The sequence below is a fragment of the Glutamicibacter sp. BW80 genome, from assembly GCF_002332385.1.
Lineage (GTDB): Bacteria > Actinomycetota > Actinomycetes > Actinomycetales > Micrococcaceae > Glutamicibacter.
Map to the genome: position 1 here is coordinate 146,675 of NZ_NRGV01000030.1, position 21,449 is coordinate 168,123.

The window sequence follows — 21,449 nt, forward strand, 5'->3', positions numbered from 1 at the left end:
ATAGTCCCGCGTGAAGAACTGCCTTGCACAGCCAGTTCCTCGCGCGGGACTTTCGCGCCGAGAATTCCTCCATGCATCGAAGATGCGGCATAGTTGGCGTCTGACGGTCGCCTGCCTGATCGTGAAAATTATTCGACGAGCTTGCCTGCGGCGGAGACCTCTTGGATCAATTCCGCTATTTCTGCTGGCACTTCCACGATGGATTCTCGGGTGATCCCGGTCTTCGGCGACCAAACCAGATTCACCTGCAAGCCGGGATCCATGGCTGGGAAGTCGCTGCGGTTGTGGCAGCCCCTGGTTTCGCGGCGTTCCAAGGCGGCCTCCAGGGTTGCCCGGGCGGCCAGCGCCGAGGATTTCAAGTCAAAGGCATGGGATAGGTCTTGGAACCCTGCGATGTCGGGATGAATTCCGATGTTTGCCATGCGCTGTTCGATCTTGTCGAGTTTCGCCAGGCCGGCAAGCAATCCTTGCTCGTCTCGCACCACTCCTGCGTGCGCGGTCATCACATCGCGGATGGCGCGCTGCAACGCACGTACGTTCTCCACGCCATCTGCGGCCAAGAGGTCCTCGATGTCGCGTCGTGCTTCGGCGATGGCTTCTGCGGATCGAGGCTGGGATTCCAGCCCCCTGGCATACGTGGCGGCCGCCTGTCCGACGATTCGCCCGAAAACCAAGAGCTCGATCAGCGAGTTGCCACCTAAGCGGTTGGCACCGTGCAGCCCGCTTGAGGCCTCACCGATCGCATAGAGTCCGGTGACTTCGGTTGAATGATCGTAAGGGTCCACCCAGACCCCGCCCATCGAATAGTGTGCGGTCGGTGCGATCTCGATGGGTTCGCGAGTAATGTCCAGCATCTGTTCTTCGAGCATCGTCTGGTACACCCTTGGCAGCCGCTCCATGATCAGCTGGCGCGGCAGGTGCGAAACATCGAGCCACACCCCGCCCTTTTCCGTTCCGCGCCCTTCGCGGATCTCGGTATAGGCCGCGAGCGCCACTCGGTCGCGGGTAGAAAGCTCCATGCGTTCCGCATCGTAGTTTTTCATGAAGCGTTCACCGAGCTGGTTGCGCAGGATTCCACCCTCCCCGCGGGCGGCTTCGGAGATCAGGGTTCCTGCAGCCGATTCGGGTTCGATAATCCCCGAGGGGTGAAATTGCACGAGTTCCGGATCTCGCAGGCGGGCACCGGCCTCGACGGCCAAGCGGAACGAATCTCCAGTGTTTTCGTCACGTCGCGACGAGCTGCGCCGCCAGATGCGGTTGTGCCCGCCGGCGGCGAGGATGACCGAGTCGGCATGGATCAGGTATCGGGTTCCGTTGTTCACGTCGAAGCCGTAGGCGCCGAAGATTTGATTGTCCTTGACGAGCAGTCGTGTGATATACACCGTGTCAAGTATCGGAATATCCAGTTGCTCGGCACGTCGAATCAGCGTGCGCTGGATTTCCAGTCCGGTGTAGTCCCCTGCAAATGCGGTGCGGCGGAACTTGTGCGCTCCGAAGAAGCGCTGTGAAATGCGGCCATCGTGTTCCCGGGCAAAATTCATTCCGTACCGTTCGAGATCCTCGATTCCGCGTTGCGCGCCCTGGGCCACGGTCTGCACGGTGCGCGGATCGGCGAGGAAATAGCTTTCCCTGATGGTGTCTGCAGCGTGTTGCTGCCAGCTGTCTTCTTCATCCATGGTGCCAAGGGCCGCGTTGATTCCACCGGCCGCCAAAGAAGTGTGCGCATCGTGACGCGGACGCTTTCCCACGGCCAGGACATCTACGCCGAGTTCGGCGAGTTCGATAGCGGCCCGGAGTCCCGAACCGCCGGTCCCGATAACTAGGACGGTGGTTGAAATCTGCTGTTCTTTGCTGCTGTAAGTGTTCATGACATCAAGCATCTGCCTCTAAGAAACATACGTCCAATGAATTATCTTCATGGTTTCGATAGCCGTATGCTATGGGATATGAATCTAGAGCAGCTGCGGGGTTTCGCGACGATCGCCAGGGTGGGGCACTTCACAAGAGCTGCCGAGGATCCGCATCTGACGCAACCGTCGTTGAGCCGTCAGATTTCCACCCTCGAACAAGATCTGGGCTCCCAGCTATTTCACCGCGCGCGGGGCAACATCACGCTGACTGCCGCCGGTGAAGCGTTGCTGCCGCTGGCACGCCGCATGCTCGCCGATGAAGAGAATGTGCGCACCGAAATGGCAGAGCTGGCAGGCTTGCGGAAGGGTCGGGTTCGGCTAGGCGCGCCCCCAACCCTGTGCGTCTCGCTGGTTGCCGAAGTGCTCGATGTCTTTCACCGCCGATTCCCCGGCATTGAGCTTCACCTGAGCGAAGCCGGGTCGAAGGATCTGTTGGATGAGCTAGCTGGCGGGCTGCTGGATCTCGCCCTCGTTGTTACCTCGGAGCATTCTGCAGCGGAGAGAAGTCTGGCCAGTCTCCCGCTGCTATCCGAAGAACTTGTCGTCATCGATTCAACGGCTAAACCACGTCTCGGGGCCAAGGAATTCCTAGATCTCAAGGCCCTGTCGAGGCTTCCTCAAATAGTTTTTTCGCAAAGCTACGACCTGCGTGCAAGTACGATGAACGCCTACCGTGCACAGGGCCTGGCCCCCAACGTAATCCTAGAAGGCGCCGAGATGGACGCTGTCTTGCGCTTCGTCGAAGTCGGATTGGGGGTTGCGGTTGTCCCGGCGACCGTGCTGGTTGATCGCCCCGGGCTCAGCGCCACAGCGCTGAAAGATCCACAATTGACGCGGACCATCGGTCTGGCGCATCGCCGAGATGTTTCATTGACTCGTGCCGCAGCCGCCATGCAGGAAATCATTCTAAGCACGGCTCGGTCACTGGCCGAACGCCAGCCTCGAATCACAAGCCTGCTGTCTGCCAGCGAACTTAGTCCTTGATTCGCAGACCAAGATATGCGGCGAACTCATGCGACAGGGAACTCAACTGCTGCTCGCTGATCGTGGCACCGCGCAATCCTTCGATGCCTTGGACTTGCGAGATTTCCAACCCGGTCAGATCAACCGAGCTGAGAGTTGCACGCTCCACGCTCAGCACCCCGGTACGACAATTTTCAAAGCTCACGCGTTGCGCCTTGGCCTGCTGCAAATCAATTTCATCAAAGGTGCAATCCCGGAAGAGCACGTCCCGCAGCTGCGCGGAGCGAAGATTGACCCAACCGAATTTGCAATGGTCAAACACCACCGAGTCAGTCGAGGAATCCGAGAGATCGGCCGAGCCGAAGCGGCTGTGGATCATCCGCACGTCATTCAAGGTCGCCCCGGCACCCTCCACGATTGGCGCGCTGAGCTGCTTGAACTCGCATTGTATATAGCGCGCGTTGCGCATGGAGAGTTCACCGATATTCAGTTCAGAAAACAGGCAATCTTCCAGGCGAGCGTCGGTCAGGTCAAGCAGCTTCCGGTCATAGCCGGTGAAATGAAGCACCTCGACATACCCTCCGCCGAGCAGGTCCTCGACGGTTCCGGCTTCCAGTTCCGGAAGCCGGAATTCTCGTATGCGCGGAGCCATGCCGTTTGTTTTGAGACGAGCCATGCCTAGCTTCCTTTCAATTCTGCAAAAAACTTGCACCGGGGATCACCGGTGTTTATTTTGCGACGTCAGCCAGCGCGGGATGCAGTTCGGGCCACGTGAATTCGTAGCCGGAGCGTTCAAGCGTCTCGGGTAGTACCCACCGAGACTTCAACAGCATTTCCGGTTCAACCCGGAGCACGAACATCGCTGGTTCCAACATCCAACGATACGCCGGTAGTCCGAACCTGCGCCCGGCGACGCGTCGCAGGCTCGACATGAGTTCGGCGTTCGTCACCGGGTACGGAGCGCTTAAGTTCACCGGTCCGCGGATTTCTGGATGTTCAATCAGATGCCAGATCGCGCCCATGACATCATCAATGTGAATCCAACTGAACCGCTGTTGGCCCCGCGTCGGATGGAAACCGCTTTTCTCCGGCCCCGTGGGGTCCGGCCCGATCCCGCGGTACCTTCGGTGCACTGGCCACCACCCATCAATCTGCGGCCCGCCGACGCCCCATCTGGCAAGCCCAAGAAGTTTCTGGCTCGCCGGTCCATCGCCGAGCACAATCGCCATGCGCAGCGCCACCCGGCGGGTGGCTGAGAGCTCACCCGCGAAGAATTCACGTTCCCAGTTGCGTGCGACATCTACGGAGAACCCTTCACCGATTTCTCCGGTGCTTTCGGTGTTCGGCCGGTCCATCGCATGGCGGTAGATGGTCGCGGTCGAGGCATTCAGCCACAGCTTGGGCGGATGCTGGGCCGAAGCTACCGCCCTATGCAAAATCCGTGTCGTCGCAACCCGGGACCTGAGAATTTCGCTGCGCGCCGCATCGCTGTATCGGCAGCCCACGTTCTTTCCCGCCAGGTTGACCAGTAGCTGCGCGCCATCGACGGACTCGTCGACCGCAGCCTGGTCCGCCCAGCTGATGGGCCCACCGCGTCCGATGATGCTCAGCTCGTACCCGTGAGCCGAGAGCTCATGTAGCAGTCGCTCCCCGATGAATCCGGAGGCTCCGGCGATTACCGCCCGACGTTTTGCCACCCGTGTTCTCCATCCATCAAGTTTGGCTTGGACCGAAGCCCAGTGTCAGGATATCGCTGGTGTTGGCACCGTCCGCAATTCGTGTTCGGCAGCAACCAGCATGGGCTCGGCCCGAACCCAGTGCCTAGAAGTCCTCGATCACCAGTTTCTTCATATTCAGCATCTTTTCGAAGGCCCCGGGTCGAGCCATCAGATCGCCCATGTTCTTCGGAACCACCTGCCAGCTCACGCCGAACTTGTCCTGCAGCCAGCCGCACTGCTCGGCCTCCGGAACTGCGGATAGCGCCTCCCACAATCTGTCGATCTCAGCCTGATCTTCGCACTGGACTTCAATGGAGATTCCCGGACTGAAACTGAATGGTTGCGCGACGGCGGAATCCATGGCCGCGAAGCATTGCCCGTTCAGTGTGAAATCGCTGAACATCACCGCTCCGGGGACGGTCACCTCGGTTGGTTCCGGGTAGGGGAATCGACTGCCTACCTGCGAGTTCTCAAACAGTTCAACGTAGAAATCCACCGCAGGCACCGCCAGGTTCTGCGCGGCCCCGCCGAACATCAGCGAGGGGACAACAAATGATTCGCTTTGCCCGGCGTCTGACTGCATGAGCTGCCAGCTGATGCCATAGCGGTCCTGTACCCAGCCGTAGCGGGCGCTGAAGGGGTAGGTATCCAATCCCATCAGGACGCTGCCGCCGTCGACAAGCTGATCCCAGGTTTGATCGAGCGCCGCGCGCGCCGCATCGGCATCTCCAGAATAATTAGCCGGGTCAAAGCTGACTATGAATGAGATCGAAGGGTTTGGGGTGAAGTCATTTCCCGCGTTGATCAGGGTCAGGTGCGTTCCATTCAGCTCCACGGTGATCGTCAGCGGAGCACCAGCTAGTGGTTCTTGAAAGTCGAGCAGCCCTTCGGTGGGGTACCGGGATTCTACAAATGTGGAGGTGTTTGGGAATACACCTGCGTAGTACTGTCCTGCTTCTTCGGCGTTACCAGCGAACCAGAGATTCGGGATGAACTTTTGCATGGCGAGTCGCTCCTGGTGATCGGAAATCCCGTAGCAGTGACCACCAAGAAATCCTTGAGCCGCCTGAGGTCACATTCCGGGTTACCACGCTTACGCTACTCCGGGTAGGCGAAGAGGTAAACATTCAGATGGTGAATTCTGTGCCAACGGCAAACCGGACTAGGAAACCGGCTCATTGACAGGCGTTTGCTTCTCCCGTCCGGTGAAATCATCCATGGAGCCATAGATCTTCAGCACCCTATCGGCCACCAGGTCCCATGCACTGCGCGGAAGGACTCCGCGCAGCAGTTGGCCGAACTTGCTCGTCCAGGGCAGAAGCACCAGTGGCGTTCCGCGCAGCATCGCGGCCCATGCTTTGCCCGTCACGTACTCGGGATCCATGACTGGGGTGAACAGCATGCTTTTCGCCCCGGCGAACATTCCGGTTGAAACGTAGGTGGGACAGAATGTGGTGACCTTGATATCGGAATCGGTTTCCCGTTCCAGTTCCAGACGCAGCGAATCGCTCCAGCTCATGGCAGCTGCCTTGGAAGCGGCATACACGCTCATATTCGGATTTGAAACCAAGGCGGCTGCTGAGGCGATCGTGAGAATGCGTGCAGGACTGCCGCCTAGACCCATTTGCCCCAGGAGCGCATGGGTGAGATACATTGGCGCCAGTGCATTGACCGCCATGATGTCATTGATCTGTTCCGCACGATGACTGGCAAACGAAGTGCCGGTGACGACCCCGGCGTTGTTCACCAGCACGTCCACCGCGCCCGCGGCCAGCGACTGATCTGCCGCAGCAACGATCGCCGCTTGACTGCGCAAATCGACTACCTGGGTATCAATGATGCTTCCGGATTCCAGTTGCTCCAACTCCTGGGAGACGGCAGAAAGCATCTGGCTGGAGATATCCCATAGAATCACTCGCCGCGCACCTTCAAGGCAGGCCGTTCGTGCGAAGATCGCTCCCATGCCTTGCGCCGCCCCGGTAATCAAGACGGTCAGTCCCGCAACGGATTTCAGTGGCGTGCTTGTACTCATCATTTTCCCTCTCCCAGATAGGCCGATAAAGGCCAAGTCACCCTTAGCCTACAACGTGAGCCGCATTACATCGGGCTAGCTGGCCCCACTCCGACACCCCTTGCCCCAAGGGCAGCTGCCCGCCGGGAATATTCGGCCACGGATCTTCGCGCTACCCTTGAAGGGTGATCAGAAATATCGCCCTTAGACGCAACTTTTCTGGCAGCCATTCCGATGTTTGCACCCAGCAGAGGACCTAAGCAGTGCGTATTGACCGTCTCGACGCCGACCTCATCGAGCTTCTCACCGAGTTCCCCATGCTTCCGGTCATGGAATGCGCCCGTCGCCTCGGCGTGGCCAGGGGCACGGTAACCAGCCGCCTTGCCCGCCTGCACGAAGGCGGAGTAATCCGGGCCATCATCCCGCAAGTTCAGCCAGCTGGCTTCGACTACCAGCTGGTCGCGTTTTGCTCGGTGGAGATTATTCAGAAATACGGCCACGAGCCGGTGGCTACGGCCCTGGCCAATTCGATCCCGGAGATCGTAGACATGTATACGGTGACCGGAACCTCGGACTTGCAGTTGCGCATAGTCGCCCGCAACGCGGTGGACCTCCAAGCGATCTTCGATCGGATCAACCAAGTCCCCGGAGTCGCGCGCACCTCCTCCTCCTTGGCCTTGCGCGAACACTTCCAGGGCAGGACCTTGCCGCTCGTTAAGTCCTACGCAAAAAATTCTCCGCCAGAGGAAAAGACTATACAGATCGACCAGTGATCTTCGCCGCCGCAGTCCAAACGGTATGCAGCGTGCCTAGCCGTTTGCGCATCGATTGCGCCCTGTGATTGCCACCACCTACAGTTTTTTGTTGTGACTCGCTTCACCTCCCTTTGGGCCATAGTTGCCCAGGGAATGTCGACATCTTGAGTGCGACTCAAATTTTTGGGCAAACCGTACACCACCGGAATGTTCCAAGCGGTTCATGACTTTTAGAGAGGAATCAATGAACATCAATCAACGCCCCTCCCTTGCCGCAGTGCCGGCTTACCGCCAGGGAAAATCGGCGGCTCCGGGCGCTTCGAAGCTCTCGTCGAATGAATCGCCGCACGCTCCCCTGCCTTCGGTGGTGCAGAGCATCGCCGAGGGTCTGGAAAGCATTCACCGCTACCCGAATATGGCGGCACCGGAGCTGATCACGGCGTTGGCTGAGCAGTACGACTTGGACCCGGCAGAGATCAGCCTGGGCGCCGGTTCGGTTGAGGTCGCCTCCCAGCTCATTCATGCAGTCACCGGCGAAGACGACGAGGTCATGTTCGCCTGGCGCTCTTTTGAGGCGTACCCATCGCTGGTGCGCATTGCCGGCGCGGTTCCGGTCGAGATTCCGCTGGATGCCGAATTCAAGCATGACCTGCCAGCAATGCTGGACGCGATCACCGAGCGCACCCGGCTCATTTTCATCTGCAACCCGAACAATCCCACGGGTACCGTCGTTGCGGCGGACGCCTTGGAAGAGTTCGTCGCCTCCGTCCCCCGGAATATTCTGGTGGTCATCGACGAAGCCTACGTTCACTTTGACCGTTCCGATATCCGCGCCGACGGCCTTGCGCTATTTCGCAAGTACCCGCACGTCGCGGTCCTCCACACCTTTTCCAAGGCCTACGGCTTGGCCGGCCTGCGGATCGGCTATGCGGTCAGCCCCAAGCCCGTAGCGCAGAACCTGCGCAAGGTTGCGGTGCCTTTTGGCGTCACCGATCTGGCTCAGCGTGCAGCGGTGGCCTCCCTCGAAGCCGCCGACGAACTTGGCGTGCGCATCGACGAGGTCGTCGAACAGCGCGAGCGGATGCTTGAAGGCCTGCTGGCTGCCGGATACCCGGCGGTACCTTCCGAGGCGAATTTCGTCTGGGTAGCGGCGGCGGATCGCACCGCCGAGCTCGAAGCCCTGTTGCGCGAAGGCAATGTAGTGGTCCGCGCCTTCCCGGGCGAAGGCCTGCGCATCTCTTCAGGCAGCGTTCAGGACGTTGACCGCGTCTTGGCTGCCGTCACCAGCAAGGTACAGGTAGCTAGCGTATGAGCATGCAAACCAAGGTCCGCGCGGCGGATAACTCACCAAAACTCCATGCAGGGCTAAGCCAGCGCCAGATCTCGATGATGGGTCTGGGCGGAGCGATTGGCGCGGGGCTGTTCATAGGTTCCGGCCAGGCCATCTCCATTGCCGGCCCGGCCGTACTGCTCTCCTACCTCATCGCCGGCACCGTGGTCATCGTGATCATGTCGATGCTCGCCGAAATGGTCGCGGCCGATCCGTCCTCTGGCGCCTTCAGCACCTTCGCGCACAAGGCGATGGGCAGCAGCGCCGGAAGCACCGTCGGCTGGCTGTACTGGATCCAGCTGGTCGTGGTGATTGCCGCAGAAGCCACCGGCGCGGCGGCCATTGTCGCCGCCTGGTTCCCTGGCTTCCCGCAATGGACCTGGGTCTTGGGCTTCGTGGTGCTCTTCACCGGCGCGAATCTCTTGGGCGTGGGCAATTACGGCAAGTTCGAATTCTGGTTTGCCTTCATCAAGGTCGCGGCGATTATCGCCTTCCTGGCCGTCGGCGCGCTGGTCTTGTTCGGCCTCATCCCGACCGATGCGCCGGTTGGCCTGGCCAACCTCGCCTCGCATGGTGGTTTCGCGCCGGCCGGGCTCACCGGCATTGCAGCGGCCCTGCTGATCGTGATCTTCTCCTTCGGCGGCACCGAGGTTGTATCCATCGCCGCAGCCGAATCCGATGACCCGCAGGGCAACATCAAACGCACCATCAAATCGGTGATGATGCGAATCATGTTCTTCTACCTCGGTTCCATCATCGTGATCGTGGCGATCCTGCCATGGAATACCCCGTCCATCGTCGACGGTCCGTTCTCCGCGGTCTTGGGCGTGCTGAACGTCCCTGGCGTGGAATTGCTGATGAGCGCCGTCGTGGTGATCGCACTGCTCTCAGCCATGAACGCGAACATCTACGGTGCTTCGCGCATGCTGTACTCGCTCGGTACCCGCAAGATGGCCCCTCGTTCGGTGACTCACGTGACCGGAAAGGGAGTACCGGCCAAGGCGGTGCTCAGCTCGGTTGCTTTCTCATTCATTGCCGTCGGGTTGAACTGGATCTGGCCCGATGCAGTTATGCCGATCCTGTTGAATGTCGTTGGCTCGACAATCATCGTGATTTGGTGCTTCATCGCGGTGACGCAGTACATCCTGCGCCGCCGCGCCGAGCGCGAAGGCACGGAACTTCCGCTGAAGCTCTGGGGCTTCCCGTACCTGTCCTTGGCGACCATCGCCATGATGGTGCTTATCGTGTGCATCGCGATGACCGACGCGGTGGCCCGGACCCAGCTGCTGCTCACGCTCGGACTGACCGGTGCGCTGTGGCTGGTATCCAAGGTGCTGCGTCTGGGTGCCACCACGCACCAGCACTAGAGCACAGCGCATAACGCGCAGAGGCCGGCGGAACCCAACAGGTTCCGCCGGCCTCTGCGCCATTAACGGCGGCAGCTAGTCTTTCTGGCGCTTGACCATCTCATTGATCCAGATGGGAGCGAAAGGCGAGGTGCAACCCGGCGACGTTGGATAATCCGCCAAGACCTGCAGCGTCTCCCCGATTTCCAAAGCCCGGGCACGCAGTCCTGCGTTTGAGATACCAATCTGCGCCAGCGTGTTATTCATGGCCCACTGGAGCCGTTCCGGGGCCTGCTTCATCTCGGCTTCGATCACATCGAGTAATTTGTCCAGGTCGAGGTTGTCCGGTGCCTTGATGACCTGATGCGCGGTGAGCTCCCAACCGGCACTGGCGATCACCGGGTCCGGATCCTGCATTAATCGCTGGCGCAGTTCTTCGAGGTGCTTGCTTTTCTTCACTACGTAGCTCAGGAACCAGCCCTGAACCTTCGGACGATCGCCTTCACGGATCCAATGTTCAAGGTCATCCAGCGAGAATGCACGCGGTTTGCAGATGAGAATGGCCACCAGTCGCGGCGTCGTTTGCCCGGTCTTCCATAGTTCGACGGCAAGCTCCTGGTTGCTCTTCAGCGCTTTGGCCAACGCTCGCAATTTGCCCAGGTTTACGCCGAAATCATCACCGCGCTTTTCGTTAACTGCACGCATCTTCGGGTTCTCCAAGGCAGCTAAGGCCTCTTGCACCTCTGCAACGGTGCTCGACGGGTTCAGTCCAATATCGGTGCTCATACCTTCATCTTCTCTCAAATTCTCTCGCGGTGCCCCTGCACCAGGCCAAGTCCTTCTGGCTTGGGGATCAGTGATGCTAGTCCATTTGCAGATCAGGCAAGACCGTGAGCAGCCAGCGTCGCTGCCCTGGCGTCTCGACTGCCTTTGGATGATAGTTATGCCTGACCCATTCCACCGCGTCGGAGGCCTGAACCCCACCGAGCACAGCCACTACGGCCAGTGCGGTTCCGGTTCTTCCCGCTCCCCCGCGACAAGCAATTTCCACGCGCTCCTTGGACGCTCTCCCATACGCTTGGCGTAACGCCTCCAAGGTGCCTGCAGTGGATGAAGGAATCGAGAAATCACGCCATTTCACCCACCGGTATTCACGGTCGGTGAATCGTGGATCTTTTCCCAGCAGATACACGCCAAAATCAGGTGGCGGCAGGACCTTGCTTTGTTGCAGGCTCGAACCGCGGATCAGGACCCCATCGGGAAGCCGCACCAGATGTTCTTGCTCGGTCCATATCTTTGGTTCGTCAGGTGAGCGTCCGCTCGTCATCGGCTGTACCCGCTATTCGATGATGGATCGTACCGGCTGGCGAAGGATTGTGCGCAGCTTGGCCGGTGCAACGCGGCGCGGGTCACTGAGGTAAATTTCGTGATGCTTGCCGGTCAGCTCCAGTCCCTGATCGGGGATGAATTGCCGATGCATCCGGTGCAGCGTTTGGGCTTCATCGTCATAGGCACCTATATGCAGGGTTTGCGCACACAGCCCCTCTGCGAATGCTTCAAGCCTCACCTTGTCCAGTGCAGCTGGAGGTTCCTTCTCGGCCAGTTGCTCACGGATGGTTTCAAACATGGTGCTGTCGATCCATTCGGGCTGCAGGATCATCATGGTCCAGTCCCATTGGGATTTGTCTCTGTGCTCGGTAAATGCCGACATGTCTTGCGCCCACCAGAGCCCTTCTAAGGGCATGACAACGTAGTCCCTGCCATGTTCACGTTTGCTCATGAACTTCAGCTTGTAGGCCACCGGATACAGCGCCTGCAGGGCTTGAGCATATTCGACCGAGGTGTTCGGGTCCCCGTGCCCGTCGATCATGAGATATTGCAGTTCGGGCACCTCGACTATGCCGAACACCTCATGTTTGGCCTTATAGCTTGGAAGAGTTTTCTTGAGATCTACTTTCGCGTCCATGAGAGTATCCGTTTCCTTAGAACCACCGGCGACGCCGGAACGTGATGTAGAGGAATGCCGCGAATCCAATCATCAAGACGACTGCCGCTGGGTAGCCAAACGCCCAGTGCAGTTCGGGCATTACGTCAAAGTTCATTCCGTAAATCGCTGCAATCAGGGTCGGCGCGAAAAGGATCGCTGCCCAGCCTGATATTTTTTTCATGTCCTCGTTTTGGCGTTGGGCCACAAGTGTCGAATTAACATTCAAAATCTGTGACAGCGCGTCCCGGTATTCCACCGTCTGGGCGTGTGCGCGGGTCAGGTGATCTGTCACGTCCTGCAGGTAGGTCTGCAGCTCATTCGGAACATCGTATTTGGTGAATCCGTCCGATAGCGAGCGAACGACTTCGAGCAATGATGCCGTTGAATGCTGCATGTCGATGACTTCTTGGCTCAATCGGTAAATACGTTCGGTGACCGCGGCGTCACCGCTGAACACCTGACGTTCGATCTGTTCCTTATCGATTCCCAAGCCTTGCAGAACCGGGACATAGCCGTCGACGATCTCGTCTAGTAGCCGATACAGCACCGCTTCGGCGCCCATGCTCAGTAGTTTATGGTCGGTCAGCAAGGTGCGGTCGCGAGCGACAAATTCATCGGCGACGGTAGTTTCAAGTTCCAGACCAGGTGTGCCGTCGATCCACCGATGGTCTTGGCACAGGACCGCGATAGATCCCTGCCGAAGCAGGATATGGAACTCTGAGAGCTCAACTTCCTCATGTTCATCCAGATACTGCGCCGAGCGGACAACCAGCAGGAGGATCTCGCCATAGCGTTCCAGCTTTGGCCGCTGCTGCGCGTGCATCAAGTCGTCAACCAAGACCGGGTGCAACTGCCATGCTTCGGCAAGCTCATGGATATCCTGCTCATCTGGCGTGGGGTACAGGCTGAGCGAAGCCCTCCCGGCGGCACTCGCAGCGTACTCCACGGCGCTTGCCGCGGTGGTTCCGGCAGGGGCAGCGTGCACCGTTCCATGCTCGATGAATCTGACCATGACCGGGGCATGCTCGTACTTCTGCAGATCATTTTCGCGGCTCGTACGGCCTATGACCCTGCGTGTAGGTTCCCTCACCTAGGCTCCTATCCCAATACCAACGAAACTTTGGTCGTCGGCAGATTCCGCGACGATCCGTTTTATCGACCCGGATTCAAAGTAGCGTATCTCTAAGCTATATGGCCGCCGGGGTTTTCTGTGGCTCCACGCGCGTTTTACCGAATCGAATGCTGGACAGGCATGGACTCGAACGGCGATTCCCAGCGTTGGGCAAAGGATTTCCCAGACGAACCCGTGCAACGCCGACGGACCCAATCGAATGATGGTCAGTTATCCCGCCCCAGCCCGGAAGGAGTCAAAGCCTCCGAATCGATCGCCTTGCTTTGGCTTTGGTACGGTGAGCACGTGAAGAGATCTCCAGTGATCGCGTTGGTCACCGCCCTGGTTTTAATCGCAACGTGGCTTGTCCTTTGGAATCCTTGGGATCCATGCGATGCGCCGGCGTCCGTCTGCGAGAAATTTGATGAGATCCAGGAACTGAACGGCGTGGCATCGGTGGAGCTGGAGTACGAGGTTACGTCCGCAGATCCCAAAGACGGTGATCAAGCCACGGCAACGTGGACGATACGGCTTTCGGAAGATCCGGTGGCCTCCGAAGCTGCTGCCGCGGCACTTCGGGCGGAGCGGATCACTCAGGGGATTTCGCTTCCAGGTGTAACGCTGAATCACTACTCGCAATTCACTATAGGTAAACCGCAAGTCATTAATACGGGCGCGACGACCGGCAAATATTATCCGCTGAGCATTCTCCCGCGGGAAGACCTTGGTGCGGAGCTCAAGCAGGCCTACGAATTCAGAGATGCCGGGGCCTTGCGAGTGACTAACTCTTCTGTGGTTGCCGCTGATTCGCAAAGCCTGAAGACGCTAGCCGAACTCGCTGTGCAACAGAACTACTTGGTGAGCTTCGAAGCCGAAGACCGCTCCGTGCGCTATACCCCCGATGCAACGATCGACCTGGAAAAACTTGAGCTCGTTATCGATGCCGGAGCCTTGCAGGACGTAGGGAGCGCCATTTACGGCAGTCAGTCGCTGTCCATTCACACCACGTCACCTGATAGCTCGGTCGAGACACGAGCCATCCAAGGCTGGCTTGAGCAACGCACCCCGCCAAACAACGAACCGTTGAAATACTCCATCTCGTCTCCCGGATTTGCGAAGATTGTCGACGGTTGGATCGGCGAGGTACTTCCCGCGGCACTTATCCCGTCACCAGCGCCGCTGCCCGAGGGCGTCGAACCCTGGACACGAGATCCCGATGCTTCTTATTGCACCACCGAGGCAGTCCGTTTCACCCTGAGCGCCCCGGACGCTGCATTGGGTTCGCGGTATCTTTCGGTCTTTGCCACGAACGTTTCCAATCAGCCTTGTGCAGTTCAGGGGCTGGCGGCTATCGAATTTTTCAATGGCCTTGGTGAATCTCAAGAAGACGTCACCATTATCGCCACCCCTACTATTTCGCCCGAACTGGTGCTCATACCGGCCGGGGAAACCGCAATGTCCACGATGAAATGGGCCGCCATGTCTACGGCCAACGATCCCGACGAAACCGAAAGCCTGGAGGTCAGCCTCTTTCCCGGACTCGAACCGGTGAAATTGATTCCACGAATAGACGGCCAGGACACCACGCTGGATGTGCTCGACGGCGCTGAGGTAGAAGTCAGTCCTTGGGTGCAAGCGCTCGAAGGATGGAATAAGCCAACCTAGATATGCCTAGCCGATCCGAGGGCTGGCCGAGGACGCACGGACAACATGCTTAGGGATTTTTGTGGACATCCTAGGAAACTACTTCCATCCCAGGCTGTCTGCTGACTAGGCATTTCGTCTCATCGATCTGGCGAGGAAGAGCCAGAGAAGAAACGGGAGCACAACCCTGAAGCGAGAATCTACTCAAACCCCGGGACGGCGCCCGAAGCTCAGCGACGAGCAGATCCCACAGATCGTGCAGTGCTACCAGGACGGCGACTCGATGCGAACGCTCGCGCGGCGGTTCGGTGTCCACCGCGAGACCATCGGCAGGAAGCTGCGACAGTCGGGCGTCGCAATCCGCACGGCATAGGCGGCTCATCGCACTTGAGGTCGAGTCCTCGGATGCGTCGATGCTGAGGGTGATTCCAAGACACAGCTCTCGGCATGTCCGCGTTCATACGTGGCGGACCATTCATAGATCGTTGGCCTGACCTGGCGGAGAGGTGATCGGTTCACTGCCGGTGAGGTAGTGCTGAATGGTCGGTCCGAGCCATGCAACGATCTGAGTTCGAGACATACTTGCGACGGGTGGGAAGGCGAGCACAAAGCGACACAACGCCATCCCCAGGATCTGCGTGGCCGCCAGCGCGGCCCGGGTCACCCCTTGGGTGGGGTCAGGACTCGCCATGGCAGCCACTGGCACGAGCTGAGCGGTGAAGATCGACCGCATGCGTTCTGCTGCCGCGTCATCGGTGACTCCTGACCGCAAGAGGATCAGGAGGGAATCGTCGCGTTCCCACCGTTCGAGGAAGTGGGTGACGATGGCCGCGCCGATCTGGTCGGAGGAGACCTCGGCCAGATCCGGTAGTTCGAGATCGATCTCGGCGGCCGCGGCGAACAGACTTGCCTTGTTGCCGAAATAGCGCATCACCATCGCGGGGTCAATGCTGGCATCCGCGGCGATCGCCCGGATCGTGGCCCGATCGTATCCGTCGGCAGCGAACCTCAACTTTGCTGCATCCAGGATCATGGCTTTAGTTTCCGTCGACGACCTACGCATGACCCCAAGTGTACGCCAACACTTGTTGACATCATCACCGGCCAGTCATAGCATTTATGCCAACAAGCGTTGACATGCAAGGAGTGGAAATGGAAAAAGAAATCACGTTCATCAATGATCACCGGGCAGACCCAGCGCGACTTCAAGCTCCCACGGACAACGGCTTCGCTCTCATTGCCATTGAGGTCGGCCACTGGGCAGGACCATTCCCACTCCCGACGCGGGCACGGAGTGAAGCGCTCGACCAGGTCGAACCGTTGCTGCAGAGCCTCAACAACCGAGACAACGTCATAGAAGCAACAGCATTCCGTGCGGCGTTGCGGCCACCAGGAGAAGGCGGACGACTGCTGCGGGCCGCCGGAGTCGCACCAGCACGCTACGATATTGTCTTGCTCGTCCGCACGCGTACCGTGACAGATCTGGACGCGATCCGCACAGATCAGGCTTGGCAAAAGCTGGTGACATTGCTCGATACGCGTGCCCGGCGCATGCATCAGCTCACCGCAAGCAGCCCTGCGCGAATCGCCGACGTCGATCACGACCCTGGAAATGTGTTCCTGTTCAACTACTTTCACAGCGCAGATCCCAAGACAGTCCGCGCCGTGTGGGAATACACTGCAGGCTGGTTCCAACGCACGACGGCACTCGCGGACTCAGTCCCCATGCAACCGTTGCCCGAAGCCTCCCACGACTACGCCCTTATCAACCACTGCAGCTGGCCGAACTTCAGATCGTTCCTGCCACACCTACTGCTGCGGCCGAGCTTCCGCAGGTTCGTCCTGGCGAACTTTGCCGCCAACACCATTGCCGCCCAGCCCATCATATACAGGCGACACATGTGATCGGCCGGCTCCCGCAGAACGCGCGGCGATCGTGCCCTCCGTCACGGACGCAGCAGGAATCGGGAATCAGGCTATGCGCGGGAGAGGACGTTCAAAACTGCGGACGCTGAACCCGGCCACAGCAGGTCTTCCCGCAGCCGCCCTCAGAGCAGTTGCCACAGCGGTCGTGGGTCTCATCAACAACTGGCGTTTTGCCCTACCACCGGCAGCGATCGGCGTGGCCGAATGTGCAACCCTCGTCGCCGGCCTCTACCCGGCAGCCCGTGCGGCACGGACGCCACCGACCGCCACGCTCAACTCCTGACGACACGTGATCGAATAACGGCGCATGACGTAACGCACGAACTCATCTAGTGTGGCCGGCACCGGACCACTGCACGACAGGGAGCGTCACAAACCCTACCCGCAAACAAACGGGCAACGGTTCGAGGATGAAACGTTTGGTGGAGCTAACGGTGTCTGGGTTCACGACATATTTGACTCATGAGTCGGGACATCATTGACACTCGCACCTTGACCTATGAATCGCGTCATCCTTGACACTATTACATGTCTAGAAACCATGTCATCGTCCACCAGATCCGCGACGCCGGCATGAGCGTCACCGCAGCCTCCCGGGCCTACAAGATTTCCCGGCAACGCATCTACCAACTACTACGCGCCTACGACGACTGCGGCGACTGCAGCGACTGCGGCGACACCGCCCTGGAACCTGCCAGCAAAAAACCACACACCAATCCCCGCTCCACCACACCCGAGCTCACAGCACGCATCCTCGAACTACGCCACACCCTCAGCGCCAATGGCCTGGACGCAGGCCCGATGACCATCCAGTACCACCTGGACAAAGAACACCTGCACGTCCCGTCCACATCCACCATCCGCCGCATCCTGCACGCCCACGGCCTGGTCACCCCACAACCTAAGAAACGTCCCAAGAGCAGCCTGCACCGCCTCCAATCTGATCAGCCGAACGAGACCTGGCAATCAGACTTCACCGAAGCGACACTCGCCAACGGGCACACCGTCGAAATCCCTCATTGGCTCGATGACCACTCCCGATACCTGCTGCACTACTCAGTCCACGAAAAAATCACCACACAAATCGTCATCGACAGCTTTACCTGGTGCCTCAACCACTACGGACCACCGCAAAGCACCTTGACCGACAACGGACTGGTTATACTGGTCCGATAAACAGAAATCCCCCGGCCGATGGCCGGGGGAATCCGATGATAATTTGTAAAGCATGTCGCGACTCATCTGTAAACGATGTCTCGACTCTTCACAATTGTGGAGCTAAGGGGAATCGAACCCCTGACCTCTTCGTTGCGAACGAAGCGCTCTACCAACTGAGCTATAGCCCCTCAACACCAATGATCCTACTCCCCTGCATCTTCGAGGAGCAGAATAATGCATTCTCGGGTCTGTAAAATTTGAGGATTACCATCAAGGATTGACCACGCAGGTAGAGCTCCGGGCGATCGCTTAAGTCGGCGTCGAGGAACAACCGTTCTCATTGCCAATATTCTGTCGCTGATTAATGCAAATCCTGACGTCAAGCAATGCTTGACGTGTGTTTTCACGAACGAGCATTGCAATACGTGCGTAAATGGAAAATTCGGGGTACCAAGCCACGTTCACGGCTTGGTACCCCGAATTTCAATTGCCATTGCGGTCTGCAGGCAGTGTTTCTACCGTAATCTCCCTGGATTGACCCCAAGGTAGACCATGGGGGCCAATTAGCTAAGTTTGGCGCGCACCATTTGCGATACAGCCTTACCATCAAAACGTCCAGCGATTTCAGCGCCTACCGCCTTCATCGCAGAGCCCATATCTTTCATGGTGAGTGCATGATCGGCGGAAAGTTCCGCCATAATCCGATCCACGATGCCCTGAGCCTCATCCTCGGTCAGTACCTTCGGCAAGTACGTCGAGATGAATGCAGCTTCGGCCAATTCTCGCTTGGCCATCTCCTCGCGGTTATCCGCGGACGCAACTTTTGCAGTTTCTTCTCGATTGGCGACCTCTTTACGGAGAAGGTTCTCGACATCCTGGTCGGTCATCTCCGTTGGATTCTTACCAGATTTCTCTCTGGTGCCGATGGCACTCAAGATATTTCGCAAGGTGGTCTTTTCCAGCTCATTCCCTGCTTTCAGGTGAATAATGCTGTCATCGCGAAGGCGTTCTTTTAAGCTCATGGCTTTTCTCCTCTAGTAACTTCTGAGACCGACTCTACTCGCTAGTTCAATCAACGCTTAAAACGGCATAGGCTGAGTTATTTCGGAATCTCACCCTGTCAGGCAGCAATCTATCCACTACTTCCAGATACGGCCCGTTGGCGTGAAACTGCCTAGCGTTCCAACAATCCCTGAAGGCACAATGGAGCAGGTCATTTCGCGGCCGATTCTTGGCAACGGGATCGAAAACAGAAAACCCCCGACCGCTGGCCGAGGGATTCCGATGAAGATTTGTAAAGCATGTCGCAACTCATCTGTAAACGATGTCGCGACTCTTCAGATTTGTGGAGATAAGGGGATTCGAACCCCTGACCTTCTGCATGCCATGCAGACGCGCTACCAACTGCGCCATACCCCCAAAAGGATTGCTACCGGATAAGGCAACTCACTAATCATAGATGAATGCCGAATCAGGAAGCAAATCCCATGCTACTAGGGCTTTATTTGGCTTCCGTAGCAAGTTCAATGACTGGGCAGTCCGACCATAGACGCTCTAGAGCGTAAAAAACGCGGTCTTCCTGGTGCTGTACGTGGACAACAACGTCGCCGTAATCCAGGAGAACCCAACGTCCCCTGCCGAATCCTTCGCGACGTACCGGGCGCATCTCAAACTTTTCGAGTACTTTGGCCTGGATCTCATCAACAATTGCGTTTACCTGTGGCTCAGAGCCACCGGAGACGATAAGGAACGCGTCGGTTACGCCCAGTCGTTCGGCGACATCAAGTGCCACAATGTCTTCTGCCAACTTGTCCGATGCGGCCAATGCTGCAACGTTAACGAGGGCGATAGAGTCTGCGTGTGCTCCCATGAAGTGGGGTGTCTCCTTTTAGAGGTATAGATCAAGAACTTAATTGTCCTACGAAGTAAGCGAACTGATCAACATGACGATGCCCGCAACAAGCGCTGCACCGCCGACGCTGAGCGCCGCGATCATAGCAATCAGCCTGTTATTTGCTCGTCGCACACCGTGGGTCTGAGCGTCCAGAGGCTGCAGGCCTTGGGCATTCACCGCATCGATGCGCGGCATTTCCACATTCCCTTGTGTGGCCCCAGCTTCAGCTGGAGCGGGAACCGATGAGGCCGGTGCCTTGGGCTTTGAACCCGATGCTGGCTTGCTTGCGGATTTTGCTGCAGGTTTCGGCGCTGGCATCGCCTGAGGCTTGGGCGCTGCCGGCGAAGTTTTGCCAGTTCCAGCCTTCAACTCGGACTTGACTACAGGCTTTACAGTTTTTGGCGCTGGTTTTAGCGGAGCTTTCGCATTGCTTGGCTTCTTGGCAGCCTGCGAATTGTGCTTTAGTTTGTCAGATAATTTGCCCCTGGAATCAAGATCTAGCGAAACACTTTCGGTCTGCGGGCCCCGCACGCCGGTCTTGGCGATGCGGTCTTCGACTTCGCGAATATTTCCCAGAGCCCCGGTGAACGGATCAGACAGGGCCTGTTCCTTGCCACTCTTGGCGTTCTCAATCCGGAGCCGTTCGCGTTCTGCGGCCCGGCGAGAAATGATGGCTGCACGTGCCGCCATCTCGCGCTGATGGGCAAGAACTTCGAGATCAATCTCACCGTCATCATCATTCAAAAGATTCGGATCAACAAGTGTTTCGGGCGCATGTGAACGCCGTGCGGCCAGCGCTTCCTCCACACTCATCACGGTGGTTTCCGGCGAGTCGTCTGTAGGCTTTGGCTTGGCCACCGGCTTAGCGGCGCCCTGCTTCTGATCTGCAGCGTCCGGATTCTGATCCGCTAGCGACTGAAGTCGTAGCTGACGGCGAGTCAGTGGCTTCGGATCTTCGGCTGGCTCGACCGTTGGAATGTTTGTGGTGAGTGCGCCGACTTCTTCTTCAAGGCGTCGACGCTCACGTAGCGCTTCTCGGTCGCGAGCGCGGCGCAAGGAAGCGCGCTCCCCCATTGGCTTATCCGCTGCATCGTGCGACGTGTCGGCAGCCGGTACTGAACCAGCCGCGGGCTTGGCCTTCGGAGCGCTGGAAGTCGGCCTTGCCGGAGTTGGCGTCCCCTTAGCCTGTCCAGGCTTGGCCGGCGACGGTGCGGCCTTGGCTTGTGCGGTCTTTTTAGCCGGCGCTACGGTCTTCGCCTGTTCGGCGGGTTTCTCGGCGGCCTGCTTCGGCTCGGCAGCCTTGCCGGCCGCGGTCGGAGCATTCGCCGGCGTCGCGGTCGGAGCATTCGCCGGCGTCGCGGACGGGGTCTTCGCCGCTGCCGGCTTATTCGAACCTTGGCCTTGCTGCGCGCCAGCTACCGGCTTTGCAGGGGCTTTTGGGGCAGGGGAGGAAGTTTTCGGGTCAGCTGGGCTGGCACCTGCCGAAGGCTTTGCATCCTTCTTTTCAGTTGCCTTCTGATCAGCGAGCTGCTTGGCGTCCTGCTCGGCTTTACTGCTCGCCAGCATGGCTTCCATTTCAGCGCGCCGCTTTTCACGCAAAGCTCGCCGGCTTGAAGCCGGCTGCGTGTTATCGCTCATCCTGTTCTTCTCCCGACCGCTTAGACAAATACCGTCACCCTTACCTAGAGATTATGCC

At 58.6% G+C, this 21,449-nt stretch carries 20 protein-coding genes and 2 tRNA genes; 7 read left to right on the forward strand and 15 right to left on the reverse strand.

Going from position 1 to position 21,449, the window contains the following annotated elements:
* Positions 1-128 precede the first annotated feature (128 nt).
* Positions 129-1,868: an FAD-binding protein gene (locus tag CIK76_RS07325; protein WP_096285295.1), complete on the reverse strand. Its 1,740-nt coding sequence runs from the start codon at positions 1,866-1,868 to the stop codon at positions 129-131.
* Positions 1,869-1,946: 78 nt separating this feature from the next.
* Between CIK76_RS07325 and CIK76_RS07330 the strand changes: the two genes are divergently transcribed.
* Positions 1,947-2,894 (forward strand): LysR family transcriptional regulator, encoded by a 948-nt coding sequence (locus CIK76_RS07330; RefSeq protein ID WP_096285297.1) that lies wholly within the window; start codon positions 1,947-1,949, stop codon positions 2,892-2,894.
* On the opposite strand, the gene CIK76_RS07335 is transcribed toward CIK76_RS07330, so the two are convergent.
* The 4 genes from CIK76_RS07335 to CIK76_RS07350 all read right to left on the reverse strand — a co-directional run bounded on the left by CIK76_RS07335 (position 2,884) and on the right by CIK76_RS07350 (position 6,626).
* Complete coding sequence (locus CIK76_RS07335) at positions 2,884-3,549, reverse strand: pentapeptide repeat-containing protein (protein WP_096284937.1); 666 nt, start codon at positions 3,547-3,549, stop codon at positions 2,884-2,886. The two genes, CIK76_RS07330 and CIK76_RS07335, sit on opposite strands and share 11 nt — an antisense overlap.
* A 52-nt stretch (positions 3,550-3,601) precedes the next feature.
* Complete coding sequence (locus CIK76_RS07340) at positions 3,602-4,570, reverse strand: DUF1731 domain-containing protein (protein WP_096284939.1); 969 nt, start codon at positions 4,568-4,570, stop codon at positions 3,602-3,604.
* Between the two features lie 124 nt (positions 4,571-4,694).
* The gene (locus CIK76_RS07345) at positions 4,695-5,594 is read right to left on the reverse strand and encodes a VOC family protein (RefSeq protein ID WP_096284941.1); all 900 of its coding nucleotides are present in this window, start codon (positions 5,592-5,594) and stop codon (positions 4,695-4,697) included.
* A 159-nt stretch (positions 5,595-5,753) separates the two neighbouring features.
* Positions 5,754-6,626: an SDR family NAD(P)-dependent oxidoreductase gene (locus CIK76_RS07350; protein WP_217990356.1), complete on the reverse strand. Its 873-nt coding sequence runs from the start codon at positions 6,624-6,626 to the stop codon at positions 5,754-5,756.
* Positions 6,627-6,865: 239 nt separating this feature from the next.
* On the opposite strand from CIK76_RS07350, the gene CIK76_RS07355 reads away from it, so the two are divergent.
* The 3 genes from CIK76_RS07355 to CIK76_RS07365 all read left to right on the forward strand — a co-directional run bounded on the left by CIK76_RS07355 (position 6,866) and on the right by CIK76_RS07365 (position 10,054).
* Positions 6,866-7,375: an Lrp/AsnC family transcriptional regulator gene (locus tag CIK76_RS07355; RefSeq protein WP_176484123.1), complete on the forward strand. Its 510-nt coding sequence runs from the start codon at positions 6,866-6,868 to the stop codon at positions 7,373-7,375.
* Positions 7,376-7,601: 226 nt separating this feature from the next.
* Positions 7,602-8,669 (forward strand): histidinol-phosphate transaminase, encoded by a 1,068-nt coding sequence (gene hisC / locus CIK76_RS07360; protein ID WP_096284945.1) that lies wholly within the window; start codon positions 7,602-7,604, stop codon positions 8,667-8,669.
* The gene (locus CIK76_RS07365) at positions 8,666-10,054 is read left to right on the forward strand and encodes an amino acid permease (RefSeq protein WP_096284947.1); all 1,389 of its coding nucleotides are present in this window, start codon (positions 8,666-8,668) and stop codon (positions 10,052-10,054) included. Before hisC ends, CIK76_RS07365 begins: the two co-directional genes overlap by 4 nt.
* A 75-nt stretch (positions 10,055-10,129) precedes the next feature.
* Here the strand turns inward: CIK76_RS07365 and CIK76_RS07370 are convergent, their stop codons facing one another.
* The 4 genes from CIK76_RS07370 to CIK76_RS07385 form a co-directional block, all read right to left on the reverse strand.
* Positions 10,130-10,819 (reverse strand): DNA alkylation repair protein, encoded by a 690-nt coding sequence (locus tag CIK76_RS07370; RefSeq protein WP_096284949.1) that lies wholly within the window; start codon positions 10,817-10,819, stop codon positions 10,130-10,132.
* Positions 10,820-10,895: 76 nt separating this feature from the next.
* The gene (locus CIK76_RS07375; protein ID WP_096284951.1) at positions 10,896-11,360 is read right to left on the reverse strand and encodes a protein-tyrosine phosphatase family protein; all 465 of its coding nucleotides are present in this window, start codon (positions 11,358-11,360) and stop codon (positions 10,896-10,898) included.
* Between the two features lie 12 nt (positions 11,361-11,372).
* Positions 11,373-11,999 (reverse strand): GyrI-like domain-containing protein, encoded by a 627-nt coding sequence (locus CIK76_RS07380; RefSeq protein WP_096284953.1) that lies wholly within the window; start codon positions 11,997-11,999, stop codon positions 11,373-11,375.
* A 16-nt stretch (positions 12,000-12,015) separates the two neighbouring features.
* The gene (locus tag CIK76_RS07385) at positions 12,016-13,110 is read right to left on the reverse strand and encodes a magnesium and cobalt transport protein CorA (RefSeq protein ID WP_255248387.1); all 1,095 of its coding nucleotides are present in this window, start codon (positions 13,108-13,110) and stop codon (positions 12,016-12,018) included.
* Positions 13,111-13,437: 327 nt separating this feature from the next.
* Here CIK76_RS07385 and CIK76_RS07390 point away from each other — a divergent pair, with 327 nt between their 5' ends.
* Complete coding sequence (locus CIK76_RS07390; protein WP_176484124.1) at positions 13,438-14,796, forward strand: DUF4232 domain-containing protein; 1,359 nt, start codon at positions 13,438-13,440, stop codon at positions 14,794-14,796.
* Between the two features lie 454 nt (positions 14,797-15,250).
* Here the strand turns inward: CIK76_RS07390 and CIK76_RS07400 are convergent, their stop codons facing one another.
* Positions 15,251-15,808 carry a TetR family transcriptional regulator gene (locus tag CIK76_RS07400; protein ID WP_255248388.1) on the reverse strand — a complete coding sequence of 186 codons (558 nt, stop codon included), beginning with the start codon at positions 15,806-15,808 and terminating at the stop codon, positions 15,251-15,253.
* Between the two features lie 119 nt (positions 15,809-15,927).
* On the opposite strand from CIK76_RS07400, the gene CIK76_RS07405 reads away from it, so the two are divergent.
* Together CIK76_RS07405 and CIK76_RS07410 are read left to right on the forward strand one after the other, a co-directional pair.
* A complete protein-coding gene (locus CIK76_RS07405; protein WP_096284963.1) occupies positions 15,928-16,680 on the forward strand; it encodes a hypothetical protein in 753 nt (250 codons plus the stop codon).
* Between the two features lie 549 nt (positions 16,681-17,229).
* Positions 17,230-17,877 carry a DDE-type integrase/transposase/recombinase gene (locus CIK76_RS07410; protein ID WP_096284965.1) on the forward strand — a complete coding sequence of 216 codons (648 nt, stop codon included), beginning with the start codon at positions 17,230-17,232 and terminating at the stop codon, positions 17,875-17,877.
* Between the two features lie 97 nt (positions 17,878-17,974).
* Here the strand turns inward: CIK76_RS07410 and CIK76_RS07415 are convergent.
* The 5 genes from CIK76_RS07415 to CIK76_RS07435 form a co-directional block, all read right to left on the reverse strand.
* Positions 17,975-18,047 (reverse strand) — tRNA-Ala (locus tag CIK76_RS07415).
* A gap of 375 nt (positions 18,048-18,422) precedes the next feature.
* Positions 18,423-18,881 carry a GatB/YqeY domain-containing protein gene (locus tag CIK76_RS07420; protein WP_096284967.1) on the reverse strand — a complete coding sequence of 153 codons (459 nt, stop codon included), beginning with the start codon at positions 18,879-18,881 and terminating at the stop codon, positions 18,423-18,425.
* 324 nt (positions 18,882-19,205) lie between these two features.
* Positions 19,206-19,278 (reverse strand) — tRNA-Ala (locus CIK76_RS07425).
* Positions 19,279-19,360: 82 nt separating this feature from the next.
* Positions 19,361-19,729, reverse strand: a complete 369-nt coding sequence (gene rsfS / locus CIK76_RS07430) for a ribosome silencing factor (protein ID WP_096284969.1) — start codon at positions 19,727-19,729, stop codon at positions 19,361-19,363.
* Positions 19,730-19,777: 48 nt separating this feature from the next.
* On the reverse strand, positions 19,778-21,391 hold the full coding sequence (locus tag CIK76_RS07435) for a hypothetical protein (protein WP_096284971.1): 1,614 nt from the start codon (positions 21,389-21,391) through the stop codon (positions 19,778-19,780).
* Positions 21,392-21,449: the final 58 nt, after the last annotated feature.